Annotated in this window: 16 protein-coding genes; 5 read left to right on the top strand and 11 right to left on the bottom strand. The window is 60.6% G+C overall.

The features are described from left to right. Positions 1-148 precede the first annotated feature (148 nt). The gene (locus OEG84_RS00825; protein WP_267656042.1) at positions 149-1,387 is read left to right on the top strand and encodes an aminotransferase-like domain-containing protein; all 1,239 of its coding nucleotides are present in this window, start codon (positions 149-151) and stop codon (positions 1,385-1,387) included. Here OEG84_RS00825 and OEG84_RS00820 read toward each other — a convergent pair. Continuing rightward, on the bottom strand, positions 1,384-2,265 hold the full coding sequence (locus tag OEG84_RS00820) for a LysR substrate-binding domain-containing protein (protein ID WP_267651976.1): 882 nt from the start codon (positions 2,263-2,265) through the stop codon (positions 1,384-1,386). The genes OEG84_RS00825 and OEG84_RS00820 overlap by 4 nt on opposite strands. Positions 2,266-2,374: 109 nt before the next feature. Between OEG84_RS00820 and OEG84_RS00815 the strand changes: the two genes are divergently transcribed. Both OEG84_RS00815 and OEG84_RS00810 read left to right on the top strand, forming a co-directional pair. Further along, positions 2,375-3,079 carry an SDR family oxidoreductase gene (locus OEG84_RS00815; RefSeq protein WP_267651975.1) on the top strand — a complete coding sequence of 235 codons (705 nt, stop codon included), beginning with the start codon at positions 2,375-2,377 and terminating at the stop codon, positions 3,077-3,079. A 75-nt stretch (positions 3,080-3,154) separates the two neighbouring features. Continuing rightward, positions 3,155-3,415 (top strand): DUF6552 family protein, encoded by a 261-nt coding sequence (locus OEG84_RS00810; RefSeq protein ID WP_267651974.1) that lies wholly within the window; start codon positions 3,155-3,157, stop codon positions 3,413-3,415. A gap of 19 nt (positions 3,416-3,434) precedes the next feature. On the opposite strand, the gene OEG84_RS00805 is transcribed toward OEG84_RS00810, so the two are convergent. From OEG84_RS00805 to OEG84_RS00780, 6 genes are all read right to left on the bottom strand, one after another. Beyond that, entirely contained in the window at positions 3,435-4,652 is a 1,218-nt protein-coding gene (locus OEG84_RS00805) for an acyltransferase family protein (protein WP_267651973.1), read from the bottom strand. 280 nt (positions 4,653-4,932) lie between these two features. Continuing rightward, positions 4,933-5,238: a hypothetical protein gene (locus tag OEG84_RS00800; RefSeq protein ID WP_267651972.1), complete on the bottom strand. Its 306-nt coding sequence runs from the start codon at positions 5,236-5,238 to the stop codon at positions 4,933-4,935. A 235-nt stretch (positions 5,239-5,473) separates the two neighbouring features. After that, complete coding sequence (gene ilvC / locus OEG84_RS00795) at positions 5,474-6,493, bottom strand: ketol-acid reductoisomerase (RefSeq protein ID WP_267651971.1); 1,020 nt, start codon at positions 6,491-6,493, stop codon at positions 5,474-5,476. 77 nt (positions 6,494-6,570) lie between these two features. Next, the gene (locus tag OEG84_RS00790; RefSeq protein ID WP_425602806.1) at positions 6,571-7,248 is read right to left on the bottom strand and encodes a TetR/AcrR family transcriptional regulator C-terminal domain-containing protein; all 678 of its coding nucleotides are present in this window, start codon (positions 7,246-7,248) and stop codon (positions 6,571-6,573) included. A 112-nt stretch (positions 7,249-7,360) separates the two neighbouring features. Continuing rightward, on the bottom strand, positions 7,361-7,651 hold the full coding sequence (locus tag OEG84_RS00785; protein ID WP_267651969.1) for a type II toxin-antitoxin system RelE/ParE family toxin: 291 nt from the start codon (positions 7,649-7,651) through the stop codon (positions 7,361-7,363). A gap of 3 nt (positions 7,652-7,654) precedes the next feature. After that, entirely contained in the window at positions 7,655-7,939 is a 285-nt protein-coding gene (locus tag OEG84_RS00780; RefSeq protein WP_267651968.1) for a CopG family ribbon-helix-helix protein, read from the bottom strand. A gap of 221 nt (positions 7,940-8,160) precedes the next feature. On the opposite strand from OEG84_RS00780, the gene OEG84_RS00775 reads away from it, so the two are divergent. After that, entirely contained in the window at positions 8,161-8,964 is an 804-nt protein-coding gene (locus OEG84_RS00775; protein WP_267651967.1) for a lipid II flippase Amj family protein, read from the top strand. A gap of 13 nt (positions 8,965-8,977) precedes the next feature. On the opposite strand, the gene OEG84_RS00770 is transcribed toward OEG84_RS00775, so the two are convergent. Together OEG84_RS00770 and OEG84_RS00765 are read right to left on the bottom strand one after the other, a co-directional pair. After that, positions 8,978-9,472, bottom strand: coding sequence for a hypothetical protein (locus tag OEG84_RS00770; RefSeq protein WP_267651966.1), 495 nt, complete (start codon positions 9,470-9,472; stop codon positions 8,978-8,980). A 150-nt stretch (positions 9,473-9,622) separates the two neighbouring features. Then, positions 9,623-10,024, bottom strand: coding sequence for a winged helix-turn-helix transcriptional regulator (locus tag OEG84_RS00765; protein ID WP_267651965.1), 402 nt, complete (start codon positions 10,022-10,024; stop codon positions 9,623-9,625). A gap of 146 nt (positions 10,025-10,170) precedes the next feature. Between OEG84_RS00765 and OEG84_RS00760 the strand changes: the two genes are divergently transcribed. Further along, the gene (locus OEG84_RS00760; RefSeq protein ID WP_267651964.1) at positions 10,171-11,058 is read left to right on the top strand and encodes an SDR family oxidoreductase; all 888 of its coding nucleotides are present in this window, start codon (positions 10,171-10,173) and stop codon (positions 11,056-11,058) included. Positions 11,059-11,128: 70 nt separating this feature from the next. Here OEG84_RS00760 and OEG84_RS00755 read toward each other — a convergent pair whose 3' ends face one another. Both OEG84_RS00755 and OEG84_RS00750 read right to left on the bottom strand, forming a co-directional pair. Beyond that, positions 11,129-11,872: a pyridoxine 5'-phosphate synthase gene (locus OEG84_RS00755; protein ID WP_267651963.1), complete on the bottom strand. Its 744-nt coding sequence runs from the start codon at positions 11,870-11,872 to the stop codon at positions 11,129-11,131. Positions 11,873-11,959: 87 nt separating this feature from the next. Beyond that, positions 11,960-12,238 carry a hypothetical protein gene (locus OEG84_RS00750; RefSeq protein WP_267651962.1) on the bottom strand — a complete coding sequence of 93 codons (279 nt, stop codon included), beginning with the start codon at positions 12,236-12,238 and terminating at the stop codon, positions 11,960-11,962. Positions 12,239-12,508: the final 270 nt, after the last annotated feature.

Raw genomic sequence — 12,508 nt, 5'->3', positions numbered from 1 at the left:
TACGGAATGGTCTGATTGGCGGCCACGGCAATAGGTCAGCATTATTGACACAATTGAGCGTTCGTGATCATGCTTTCGTCTAAGCTTCCAGGGAGATCAGGGCATGGCCGCCGACAGCAGCACCGCATCGCATAATCAGGCAGGCACAATGGACATCGCGCCGGGGCTCGATTGGCCACACCTGTTCGCCACGCGGGCCGAACGGATGAAGGCTTCCGAAATCCGCGAGCTTCTCAAGCTGCTGGACCAGCCGGACGTGATTTCGTTTGCCGGCGGCATCCCCGACCCGGCGCTGTTTCCGGCGCAAGCGTTTGGTGCGGCACTGACATCGGCGCTTTCGGGCGACAGCAAGGGCGCTGCGCTGCAATATTCGGTCAGCGAAGGCTATAGGCCGTTGCGCGACTGGCTGGTCACCCGGATGGCCTCGCTCGGGGTGCCCTGCACCGCCGACAACATTCTCATCACCTCGGGCTCGCAACAGGCGCTGGATTATTTAGGTAAGTTATTTCTTACCAAAGGCGACACCGCGCTGGTCGGCTGGCCGACCTATCTTGGCGCACTGCAGGCGTTCAATGCCTATGAGCCTTATTACGACCGTCTCACGCCGCTCGGCAACCGCTCGGCTGCCGATTACCGCGAGACCGCGCGTGCCAATGGCGGTCAGGTGAAATTCGCCTATGCCTCGGCCGATTTCGCCAACCCCACCGGCGAGACCCTCCCCGCCCCTGCACGGGAGCGGATACTCGATCTTGCCACCGAACTCGACATCGCCGTGATCGAGGATGCCGCCTACCAGTCGCTGCGCTACGAGGGCGACGAGGTGCCGCCGCTGCTGGCGCTCGACATTGCCCGGTCAGGCTCGATCAATACCACACGGACGATCTATTGCGGCAGCTTTTCCAAGACACTGGCGCCGGGCCTGCGCGTCGGCTGGGTCTGCGCCGCTGAGCCCGTGATTTCCAAACTGGTGCTGATGAAACAGGCGGCCGATCTGCATTCGGCAACACTCAACCAGATGGCGATCCACACAGTGGCCTCCGATGGCTTCGAGGCCCAGGTCGCCAAGATCCGCGAGACCTACCGGGGACGCCGCGACGCGATGCTGTCGGCGCTGCGCACCTACATGCCCGAGGGCGTGAGCTGGACCAAGCCCGATGGCGGCATGTTCATCTGGGTCACCCTGCCCGAACACATGGATGGCGCGGCACTGCTCGCTGAAAGCCTGAAAGCCGAGCGCGTCGCGTTTGTTCCGGGCAAGGCGTTTTTCGCCGACGGCTCCGGCGCCAACACGCTTAGACTGTCGTTCTCCTGCGCCAATGAGACGATGATCGACGAGGGCATCAAGCGGCTGGGACGAGTGATCAGGGGTGGCAAAACGCCCGCCTAACCCCACTCCACCCCGAACTGTTCGCAGAGCCAGCGTGCCAGGCGATCGCGGTCTCTGATGGCGTGACCGGGGCGGATCAGCCCCACGGCGTAAAAGCCGTTGGGTGATTTTGTTTCGTCGCGCCATTGCACCTTGAGCCCGCCCGAACCGATTTCCGGCTCGATCAGCGCCCGGGGGGCGATTGCCACACCGCGGCCGGCGCGGGCGGCGGAGATGGCCAGCGCCGTCTGGTTGAAGCGGGACACGCGTGCGGCCGGTCCAGCCACCTCGTCGGCGCCGAGCAGGCGCAGCCAGTGACGGTGTCCATCCTCGAGCAGGCGATGAGCTCGGAAAGCTTCCAGATCATCAGTCGGTGGTGCCGTCTCCAGATAGGCGGGACTGGCGACTGCGACCAGAGCGAGTGGCGCGAGCCGGACCGACTTGAGCCCGGCGGCAAAGGGCGGAGCCGCCTGACGGACCACAAGATCAACGCCATCGCCGCCAAAATCGGCTAGTTTTTCAGAGGCCAGCACCTGCAGGTCAATGTCGGGATAGCGGACCTCGAAATCGGCCAGCCGTGGCATCAGCCACATGCTGGCAAATGAGGGCGGCACGCTCAGCACCACGCTGCGCGAAGCGGGCATCAGTTGTTCAGTGGCGGTGCTGATGAGGCCCAGCGCCTGGTGTACGGCGTTGGCGAAGAGTTTCCCCCTTTCGGTCAGTTCCAGCCCGCGCGCCTTGCGCACAAACAGTTTTTGACCGAGCGAACCCTCGAGCTTGCGTACCTGCTGGGCGACGGCGCCTTGCGTCAGGTTGAGCTCGTCGGCAGCAAGGCGGAAATTGAGATGGCGGGCGGCACATTCGAAGGCGCGCACGCCATTGAGATTGGGCAGACGCATGGGGCGCACCGAATGACAGTAGATTTTCTACAGTCTGGGCGAGAAAACATGATTGGTCAACGTCCCTGCCCGGCAGTACCACTAGGGCAGATTTTCAAGGAGAGATAACATGAGCGAACAGAAAATTGCATTGATCACCGCCGGCGGCAGCGGCATGGGCGCGGACGCGGCACGGCGCTTGGCAGCCGATGGTTTCAAGGTCGCCATCCTGTCCTCCTCGGGCAAGGGCGAGGCGCTGGCCGAAGAACTCGGCGGCATCGGCCACACCGGTTCCAACCTCGATGCGGACGCGCTCAAGGCTTTTGTCGACAAGGCCGTTGCGGCCTGGGGGCGTGTCGATGTGCTGGTCAATTCCGCCGGCCACGGCCCCAAGGGCGATGTTCTGACCATCAACGACGAGGACTGGCACAAGGGCATGGAGGTCTATCTGATGAACGTGATCCGCCCTACCCGGCTGGTCACACCGCACATGGAAAGCCAGGGCGGCGGTACGATCATCAACATCTCCACTTTTGCGACGTTTGAACCCGATCAGCTGTTTCCGACTTCCGGTGTGTTCCGCGCAGGTCTCGCGGCCTTTACCAAGCTCTATACTGATCGTTATGCGGCCAACAACATCCGCATGAACAATGTGCTGCCGGGCTTCATCGACTCGCTGCCTGAAACCGAGGACCGCAAGGCACGGATTCCGATGGGCCGCTATGGCCACGCCCGCGAGGTGTCTTCGCTGATTTCCTATCTGGCATCCGATGACGCCGCCTACATTACCGGCCAGAATTTGCGCATCGATGGCGGACTCACCCGATCGGTGTGATCGGCAGCCAGAACGCCTTTAACTGATTGACCCATCTGCCGGGCCGGATCTGATCCGGCCGGCTTTGGCACGCCTATGCACCAGGAACACCAGACCATGACCATCGCGATGGTATCGAATGATCGAATTGCTTTTGCTGTCAAATGGGCCGCGTCGATCATCCAGATTCTCGGTTACACGGCGACCGGCTTCGGCTTTACGCCGTGGAACCTGTATCTGTTCGTGGTCGGTGTGTTCGGCTGGTTTGCCGTGGGCGTGTTGTGGAACGACAAGGCGATCATGCTGATCCACATCGTGGCGCTGGCGGCGATGATCGCCGGCATGTCGGCAAGCTGAGGGACTGTGGGGCGGTGTTTCAGCCCATCGAACTTTGGCGTAACGGGTACAGCCCGGATACGCCCTGAGCCGCAGCCTGCCCTGTTGCCGCCGTTACCCTGCCCGGAGCCGGCTTGATGCCGTTGAACATCAGCATGGCCAGCGGACTGCGGCTGATCACCAGATGGATCCCGTAGGAAATGAAGGCCGCACCCGTAGCGATGAGCGCAAACTCGATCACCGGCGGCAGATCGATCAGCAGCAACAATGTTGCCAGCACATAGACCACCGGATGGTGAAACAGATAGATGGTGAAAGAGGCATCGACCAGTTTGCGCACGCGCGGGCTCTGGCTGGCGCAGCGGTCGAACGCCATACGGCTGATTGCGCCAACGATAAACAGCGCACCGGCAATGCCGGCCATCACCTTGAAGGTGTGGGTCGTCATGTCCGTGCCTGGCATTTGCGCCAACGTGACCAGCCCTGCCCCCACGAACAATGACAATGGCCCCTGGCGCAGGAACCAGTCATGGGTTCGGCGGCTTTTGTAGATCAGCACGCCAAAGCCGAAATAGATGACGTATTGATTGTAGTTGATCACGGCGTTGCCATAATAGGGGCTTGCCGCGACAATCTTCGTCTGGAGATAGGCGCCAACCGCACATGCCGCCACAAACAACATGAGAGCAGCAAGACGATTGGCGCCACACCAGCAGGCAGAAGCCTGCAGAGCACGCTGCCAGCGGAAACCGCCGACCAGCGCATAGACGAAAGCAAGAGCCACGCAATAGGCAATCAGGCTCCACAGGAACCACAGATGCGAGATCCACGGCTCGCCGAAGCTGGTAAGCTGACCGATCATGTAGGCAGGCAGATCGGCCGTCGGCACCACGCCAAGCAGGTTCTGCGCCAACGACTGAACGACAATCTGAAAAGGCAGGATCAGCAACGTCGCCGACAACAACGGCAGACCAAGACGGAACAACCGAGACTTCAGCCAGCGGCCGGCGCCGCGGCGGTCGAGCAGCATCATCGAGAACAGGCCGGCGAGAATGAAAAAGCCTGGCATGCGGAACATATGAATGAAATTGGCAAGCCAGGTCAGCACCTGGCTCTTGTCGGGCGAACTGATCGACCATTCATGCGACAACGAATAGACAACCGCGGCGTGAAACGGGATTCCGAGCATCAGATAGAACGCGCGGGAAAAATCCCAGTGGTGAAGGCGTTCTGCGCCCTTGCCCGGTTCTGCGCTCATGTCAAACCCCCGTCGTCTCGCCTGCCGAAGTCACAGCAACAATAGACGCAGGGCGTTAAAACTGTTCAAATTTGGATCGTAAAATTCTAATTGAATGCAATACGTTAACCACGCTTTCCGGGCGATCCCGCCAAAATCGGGAAGACAGCCCCACAGCGGGACACATCCTGTTGCGTCAAGGTCGGGGCTGACTGCCTGGCAAGCAAACGCCAAAGAGCCAGCCGACGGGAGGAAGTCGGCTGGCTCGACTGATCTTACATGTGATCAGCTATCTTGGATGTCAGTTACCGGTTGCAGTCTTGCAACGGCTGGCAACCATGTCGGAAAACTTGGCCTGAGCTTCCTGGGCCGCGGTGCAGGCGTCCTTCAGAGCGGCCTGCTGTTCAGGTGTGGCGCCATCCCAGCGAGCCTGAAAGTCCGCATCGTCGCGGTCCATGCCGTTTTCATCCATCATCATGTCCCAGACGGCGGTGTCGCCGTTGGCAAAAGCGTCAAGTTCAGTGCGGGTGTTGTTGGCATTGGTCTGGGCCATTGCACCGGCGGCAAAGAACATGGTCATGGCGGTGGCAGCAAGAATCTTTTTCATTTTGATCTCCTCAAGGAAGGCGTGAGCCTTGGGTTGTTGATTACGGAGAGACAATGTCTTGCGCCGGAATTGGTTCCAGCCCGCAGCCAATTAACCTTCACTGTTTTTTGCCAGCGACTACGGCGGTTACACCGCAAACCACCAGGCGCCCCGTTCTGCGGCCCTCCGGTAAGAGAAGACAAAAAAGCCGGGGATTGCGCCCCGGCCTTTCTCATTGGTTCAAACCTTGCGAGGCTTAGTTCTTTTCCTTGTCGACCAGGGCATTGCCCTTGATCCACGGCATCATACCGCGCAGCTTTTCGCCGACTTCCTCGATCTGGTGACGATCGTTCATGCGGCGGATACCCTTGAAGCGCGAGGCACCGGCCTTGTATTCCTGCATCCAGTCGGAGGTGAACTTGCCGCTCTGGATGTCGGCGAGAACGCGCTTCATTTCAGCCTTGGTTTCCGAGGTGATGATGCGCGGGCCGGAGACATATTCGCCCCATTCTGCGGTGTTGGAGATCGAGTAGTTCATGTTGGCGATACCGCCTTCATAAATCAGGTCGACGATCAGCTTGACCTCGTGCAGGCACTCGAAATAAGCCATTTCCGGCGCGTAACCGGCTTCCACCAGGGTTTCGAAACCGGCGCGGATCAGCTCGACCAAACCACCGCAGAGAACAACCTGCTCGCCGAACAGATCGGTTTCGCATTCTTCGCGGAAGTTGGTTTCGATGATGCCGGAACGGCCGCCGCCAACGCCACAGGCGTAGGAAAGAGCCAGTTCATGGGCGTTGCCCGATGCATCGTGATGGACAGCGATCAGGCACGGCACGCCGCCGCCCTTCTGGTATTCGCCGCGCACGGTGTGGCCGGGGCCCTTGGGGGCGATCATGACGACGTCGACGGTCGACTTCGGCTCGATCAGGCCAAAATGCACGTTCAGGCCGTGGGCGAATGCAATGGCTGCGCCATCACGGATGTTAGCGGCGATGTGGTCCTTGTAGATGTCGGCCTGCAGCTCGTCGGGAGCGGCCATCATCATCAGGTCGGCCCAGCTTGCTGCTTCGGCGACGCTCATCACCTTGAAGCCATCGGCTTCAGCCTTCTTGGCCGTGGCCGAGCCTTCGCGCAGGGCGACGGCGACGTTGTTTGCGCCCGAATCCTTGAGGTTGAGCGCATGCGCCCGGCCCTGTGAACCGTAGCCGATGATGGCTACCTTTTTCGACTTGATCAGATTGAGATCGGCGTCACGATCATAATATACGCGCATGGTAGGCTCCCATTTGTTTCTGTTTGTCGTTGTTCTCTTCGCGCCGGGGAACTACCCGCCGCCGAATTCCTGATGTGTTATCCCTGCCCGTAAAGGCCGAGGAATTGTTGTGCCGCCCTGGCGGAGATGGTGTCGATCTCCGTGGCGTCTGGGCGGTTGTCTTCGCCAAGCAGCGCACGGATCTGCGTATCCGCCACAGCCAGCCCGAAAAAGGCGCGAAAGGCCTCGCCCGCGTCTTCGAAGCTGAGCAGTCCGGCCGCCCTGCCCGCCAGGAACAATGGCTCAAGCCGCTGTTTCATCGCAATCGGGCCGTTGGTCAAGACGATTTCGCCGAGCCGGCTCTTGCCCGAGCCTGCATGAGAGACCGCGGCGCGGTTGAGTGCGATCGACAGGTCACTGGTAATCACCGTCAGCCAGCTCGTCGCAAAGCCGGTGAGTGCGGCCTTGAGGCTTTCGCGCGTCAGCTGGTCCTGCGGCAGTTTCGGCGTCCGCACCTTGGAGGCCTGCCAGCGTACCGTGGCCGTGAGCAGACCATCGCGGTCGCCAAACCATTTGTACAGGGTTTCCTTGGAGCAGCTGGCGGCGCGGGCCACGGCAGCCACAGAAAACCCGTCGCCCTCGGCCACCATCAGCTTGAGCACCGCGTCGAGCACTTCCTGCTGACGCTCGGACAGTCCCTCGCCCGCTGAGCCGCCGGAGGCGGTCTCAGCAGGCGCCGCGGTCTGCTTGGGAGCAGTGTCTGAGTGCAGTGACATGTTCATGAACGACATGTACCGTACCGTACGGTTCGGTGTCAACTCGAAACGAAACGAGCTTGGTGAGCACCCTCGCCCAGCATGACAACCGTTTGATCATCAGGGCGATGCTCTATTCTTCGCCAGCACTCCACTGCGCACGTGCATCGAAAACACGCAACACTTCAATACGGTCTTCCCTGACCCGGTAGACGAATGTGAATGGCGTTTTGAGCATGTGGTGCTCTCGCGCTCCATTCCCTTTATCCGAAGGGTGTCCGATTAAAGGATTTGCCTTCAGGAGCGCTTGAATCGCAAGAAATTGCCTGCCCGCCCTGGCTTTGCCGTCGGAAACCACGTTGACGTAAAAGGCCTTGAACCAGCGTAGATCCGGCACCGTGCTGGGCAGAAAAACAAGTTTCATGGCCTAGGCCGGCTTTATCAGAACATCAGGCTCCGGCTCGGGTAATTCGTTGTCCGTGCCGAGTGATTGAAACCAAGCGTTCATTTTCTCGTCCGAGACAAATTCGCCCTTGTCCGCTTCTGCCATCGCTTCCTCGACAAGGCTGCGCTTCGCCGCCTTGGCTTCGAGCATCATCCTGATCGCGCGGGTTGCAAGGTATGAGGCGGATCGATCCTCGCGCGCGGCTTCAGCTTCGAGGCTCGACTTGAGGTCTTCCTCCAGGCGCATGGTAAAAGGTACGGTACCCATTATGTCTCATCCACATGTCGGTGTGTGATTGATTGTCATACAGTGTATGCGTCTCGCGTACCACGTCAAATGCGAGAGTGAAAGCAGCGCTGCAACCATAAAGCCCATTGCGCCTGCGAGCGATAAAATCAAATCCATCCACCCTCCCTTCCCCGCCGCAAATAAACCTGAAAACAAACGATAGCTCCGCCCCGGCATTCAAGCTTCGGGCACGTATCGGCATGGACATTCAACTCTCAGCCATCATCATCTTGACCTTCGTCATCCACCTGATCGGCACGCTGGCTTACGCGTTCCGGATTGCCGGGATCCGCACCGGGCACATCGCGATTGCGTTTGCGCTGTTCAACGCGATGGTGCTGGTTTCGCGGACATCGAACTCGTTTCAGGCGCCGCTTTTGGCCAAGCGGGTGGAAAGCTCGATCCTGGATGCGTCTTCAACCCATCTGCATTGGGATTTTGCACTGATCCTGGCGGCAGCGTCGGTTGCGACCATTGTTGGCGGGCTGATGATCCCCACAGTGCAGCGCATTGCCACGGGCGCTGTGGCGAGCTTCAAGAAGCGGCGTAACCTGGCACGGCTGATGCTCAAGGCGCTGACGCCGCGCGGGGCCAGCGTGGTGATGCAATCGGTAGCGCTGCCGCGCTACCAGAACCTGACGACGCTCAAGGTCTCGAGCGGTTTTCCGGCCATCTATATTGGCATGAATTTCGCGGCCACGGCGTTGTGGACGGTAGGCGTGCTGTCGGCCATCTATGCCGGCTCGCTTGATCCGGATTTCCGGGTGACGGCAAGCTCGCTGTCAGCGGTGATCAACGGCGTGGCGACGATCCTGATGTTCATCCTGATCGATCCCTATCTGGCTGGACTGACCGACGATGTGGTGGACGGCAGTGTCAGCCAAAGCCACTACCGGCAGGTGCTGGTGTGGATGGTGCTGAGCCGGCTGGCGGGAACCATCCTTGCCCAGATCCTGTTGGTTCCGGGGGCAAAACTGATCGTGCTGGTGGCGCGGTGGATCTAGATTTCGCTACCTGTCAGTGCTGCAGATGGCAGCGGATCATTTTCGTGCCGGGACCGTCGGCGTCGTTTGAAAGCACCAGGCTCTGGCTGTTGAGCATCTCGAGCAGGATTGGCCGTTGCGAGGTCTTGCGGTTCCGCTTGCAGCTTGCCTCCACGCGAACGCTGCCTTCGCCGGGCGCGCCGGGCTCGAAGCTGCAGGTTTCGCCCGGCTGGCGCAGGCTGTCGGGGGTGATTACAGCAAATCCCTCGAAACGGGTCTGATCCATCATCGCGCAATGGTCGGCATCCACGGCCCAGACCCCGACATAGGCCAGCCGGCTCTGGCTACGGTTGTGGGTGAGTGCGGTAACCGTATCCTCGCGCAACAGCACCTGCGGCGGCAGTACCGCGTCGGGATCGACCAGCGGGACCCGCGCGGCTGTCGCGGGACGGCCGCCGGAACCGGGTTGGGCAGCACAGCCTGCCAAGGCAAGCAGTGCAGCAAGCGCGATGTTTTTATTCCGACTCATTCTGTCCCCGGCCAAAGCAATGACGCTTTTCTGACCGAGCGTTGCCGCGATTTCAAGCCTGATAGACGGTGTGCGTCGCGCCGCCCCAGCCTTGCGCAAGGCACACCCTGCCGGGCCGGGTCGGGGCTGATCGCGAACGTTGACTACGGCTTAGGCCTTGCCGGCGATGTCGAAACGTTTTCTTGCCGCGTCAACCTGGGTGAAATTGTCGCTCGCCCAGCGCACCAGTTCGCCCAGTGGCCCGAGCATCGATTTGCCGAGATCGGTCAAGCCATATTCGACGCTGGGTGGTTTGGTGGCGTAGACCTTGCGGTAGATATAGCCGTCGCGTTCGAGATCGCGCAGCGTCTGGGTGAGCATGCGCTGGGAAATATCGGGCAGCAGACGGCGCAGTTCACCGAACCGGTAGGGTCGCTCGCCCAGTGCCTGCAGCAGCAAGGTGCTCCATTTGCCGAAGATGCCCTGCATCACCTGCCGCACAGGGCAATTGCCCATCGCATGTTCTCCCTGCATCGCCCGCAGCTGATCTTCCAGCGTGATCCGTGCGTCCATGGTGGTTCCTTCCAGGTAACCATTGGCAGAAAAACTGCCTTCTTTCGCCGCGCTCGCCAAACGCCTAAGTCTGCAACTCTCATTTTGAGAGCACGTCTATAATTGAGACCTGCACTCATATCATATCCATAGAGAAAGGGAACATCATGACTGGAAAACTGCTTATTACCGGCGCATCCGGCCATCTGGGCGGCCTGGTGATCCGGCATCTGCTTGACAGTCACAAGCTGCCGGCGAGCACCCTGATTGCCGGGTCGCGTGATCCGGCCAAACTCGATAATCTCGCCAAGCTCGGCGTCGAGGCCCGCCGGGTCGATTTCGATGACGCGGCGTCGCTCGCCGACAGCTTCGCCGGTGTGGAGCGCCTGCTGATCGTCTCGACCGATGCGCTGGATGGCGCCGGCACCCGGTTGCGACAACACCAGGCGGCGGTCAAAGCGGCCAAGCAGGCGGGCGTCAGCCATATCGCCTACACCTCGATGCCGAGCGCCGAAGATACCCTCATCAGCTTCGGGCCGGACCACCTCAACACCGAAGCGGCGATCAAGCAGACCGGTCTCGACTACACCATCTTCCGCAATGGCTGGTACATGGAAAACCTACTGATGGGCCTGCCGCAAGCGCTCGCCAGCGGCCAGTGGTACAGCGCCGCCAGCGACGGCAAGCTGGCGCACATAGCCCGCGAAGACATCGCGCGGGCCATTGCCGGGGGACTGGCCGCCAAAAAGAACGGCAAGGCCACCTACACGCTTACCTGCGACACCGCCCGCACCACCGGCGAAATCGCGAACCTGGTGCGCGAAATCACCGGCAAGCCGCTGGAGGTGGTTTCCGTCAGCGACGGGCAACTGGCCAAGGGACTGGAAACGGCGGGCGTTCCCTCCGGCTTCGTGCCGACGCTGGTGTCGTTTGATGCCAACACCCGCGAAGGCAAGATCGCCATGGTGACAGAAGATGCAGCCAAGCTCTCGGGCGTCAAGCTCACATCGCTGAAAGCGTTTCTCGAAGCCAACAAGGCAGCACTCGGCGTCTGATCGGCGTGTTTCGCAACCACCGTCCCCCGCCTTTGCCGGCGGGGGCATCGAGCTTATCTTCGGGGGTTGGCTAGCCGCAGGCCTTGATGAAACGCTGCACAGTTGCGGCCATTCCATATTCCAATGCGTTTGCAGTCAGACCGTGACCGATCGAAACTTCCATCAGGTTGGGGAGGACGCGGGCAAGCGCCGGCAGGTTTTCCACCGTCAGATCGTGGCCGGCATTGACGCCGAGGCCTAATTCGGCGGCGATCTGGCCTGCGGTCTCAAGCTTGGCCAGTTCTTCGGTGGCGCGCGCCGGATCGTCATAGGTTCCGCCATAGGGGCCGGTGTAGAATTCGACACGGTCGGCACCGGTGGCCTTGGCTGCTTCCAGCGCCGTTCGATTGGCGTCGGGATCGCAAAACAGCGAGACCCGGATGCCACGTTTTTTCAACCGCTGGACCACGGAGCGCAGGAAATTGCCCTTGCCCTCGAAATCCCAACCGTGATCGGAAGTCGCCTGCGCCGGATCGTCTGGCACCAGGGTCACCTGCTCGGGCTCGCTGGCCTCGGCAAGATCAAGAAACGCGTCGGTCGGATAGCCCTCGATGTTGAACTCAGCGTTGGGAAACTCGTCATCGATCAGTGCGCGGATGGCCGGCAGATCGGAAAAGCGGATGTGGCGCTGGTCAGGCCGGGGGTGCACGGTGAGCCCATGGGCGCCATTCTCCAGTGCTATCCGCCCGAGAGCCGTAACGCTCGGCCACGGCAGGTCTCGGCGATTTCTGAGCATGGCGACGGCGTTGAGATTGACGGAGAGCTTGGCGGACATGACACAACCGGTTCGGTGGAATAATGATTCTTCTCTAGCACCGAAGTGTGCACCCCGAAACCCGGCACGACGACACGCCGGACCGATCTATAAGCGATGACCGCGCTTGAGCCGGGTGGAATAATCCTGAAGCTGTCCGTTGTAGTTTTCGATCATGCGCTGCTGCCGGCGCTTGCCGATCCGCAGGGCATTCCAGAAGAAGAGCACGGCCACGACTGCGAGCAGGACAAAGAACGGCAAGGCCAGGTCCTTGAGATCGGAAGAGCCGAAAACCTGTTTGAGCATCTGATCGACATCAAACGCGTGCGCCGGTGCTGCCATTGTCACGGCAGCCAGCATCGCGGCGAGGGGCAGGAAGTTGCGCATGGCTGGATCCTTGTTCAGCTTGTCCAGACCTATGATGCGCTCACAGTCTTAAAAAAGTAGCCACCTGGCGAAGGTTTCAGCCCGCCAGGCTTTTCTTGGCCTTTCCGGGTAGGCCTTTCTTAGGGGTTTATATGCAAATTCGTATACTTGAGGGCAATCTCGGGTTCGGGGTTGCCAGGGAGACGGCTGCAAAGCGGGTTTTCACGGGCTGCGCTGGTCTAGCGCTCGCATGGCGGAAACCGGTCTTGAGGGCCGAAGCGAAATCGCACT

The organism is Hoeflea algicola, assembly GCF_026619415.1.
In the GTDB taxonomy this organism is placed as follows: Bacteria; Pseudomonadota; Alphaproteobacteria; order Rhizobiales; family Rhizobiaceae; genus Hoeflea; species Hoeflea algicola.
Note: the sequence above shows the minus strand (reverse complement) of the source record. Positions and strands in the feature narration are given on the sequence as shown.

Coding starts and splice junctions, on each gene's coding strand:
- OEG84_RS00825 (WP_267656042.1), top strand. CDS start 149: ATGGACATCGCGCCGGGGCTCGATTGGCCACACCTGTTCGCCACGCGG.
- OEG84_RS00820 (WP_267651976.1), bottom strand. CDS start 2,265: ATGCGTCTGCCCAATCTCAATGGCGTGCGCGCCTTCGAATGTGCCGCC.
- OEG84_RS00815 (WP_267651975.1), top strand. CDS start 2,375: ATGAGCGAACAGAAAATTGCATTGATCACCGCCGGCGGCAGCGGCATG.
- OEG84_RS00810 (WP_267651974.1), top strand. CDS start 3,155: ATGCACCAGGAACACCAGACCATGACCATCGCGATGGTATCGAATGAT.
- OEG84_RS00805 (WP_267651973.1), bottom strand. CDS start 4,652: ATGAGCGCAGAACCGGGCAAGGGCGCAGAACGCCTTCACCACTGGGAT.
- OEG84_RS00800 (WP_267651972.1), bottom strand. CDS start 5,238: ATGAAAAAGATTCTTGCTGCCACCGCCATGACCATGTTCTTTGCCGCC.
- ilvC (WP_267651971.1), bottom strand. CDS start 6,493: ATGCGCGTATATTATGATCGTGACGCCGATCTCAATCTGATCAAGTCG.
- OEG84_RS00790 (WP_425602806.1), bottom strand. CDS start 7,248: ATGTCACTGCACTCAGACACTGCTCCCAAGCAGACCGCGGCGCCTGCT.
- OEG84_RS00785 (WP_267651969.1), bottom strand. CDS start 7,651: ATGAAACTTGTTTTTCTGCCCAGCACGGTGCCGGATCTACGCTGGTTC.
- OEG84_RS00780 (WP_267651968.1), bottom strand. CDS start 7,939: ATGGGTACCGTACCTTTTACCATGCGCCTGGAGGAAGACCTCAAGTCG.
- OEG84_RS00775 (WP_267651967.1), top strand. CDS start 8,161: ATGGACATTCAACTCTCAGCCATCATCATCTTGACCTTCGTCATCCAC.
- OEG84_RS00770 (WP_267651966.1), bottom strand. CDS start 9,472: ATGAGTCGGAATAAAAACATCGCGCTTGCTGCACTGCTTGCCTTGGCA.
- OEG84_RS00765 (WP_267651965.1), bottom strand. CDS start 10,024: ATGGACGCACGGATCACGCTGGAAGATCAGCTGCGGGCGATGCAGGGA.
- OEG84_RS00760 (WP_267651964.1), top strand. CDS start 10,171: ATGACTGGAAAACTGCTTATTACCGGCGCATCCGGCCATCTGGGCGGC.
- OEG84_RS00755 (WP_267651963.1), bottom strand. CDS start 11,872: ATGTCCGCCAAGCTCTCCGTCAATCTCAACGCCGTCGCCATGCTCAGA.
- OEG84_RS00750 (WP_267651962.1), bottom strand. CDS start 12,238: ATGCGCAACTTCCTGCCCCTCGCCGCGATGCTGGCTGCCGTGACAATG.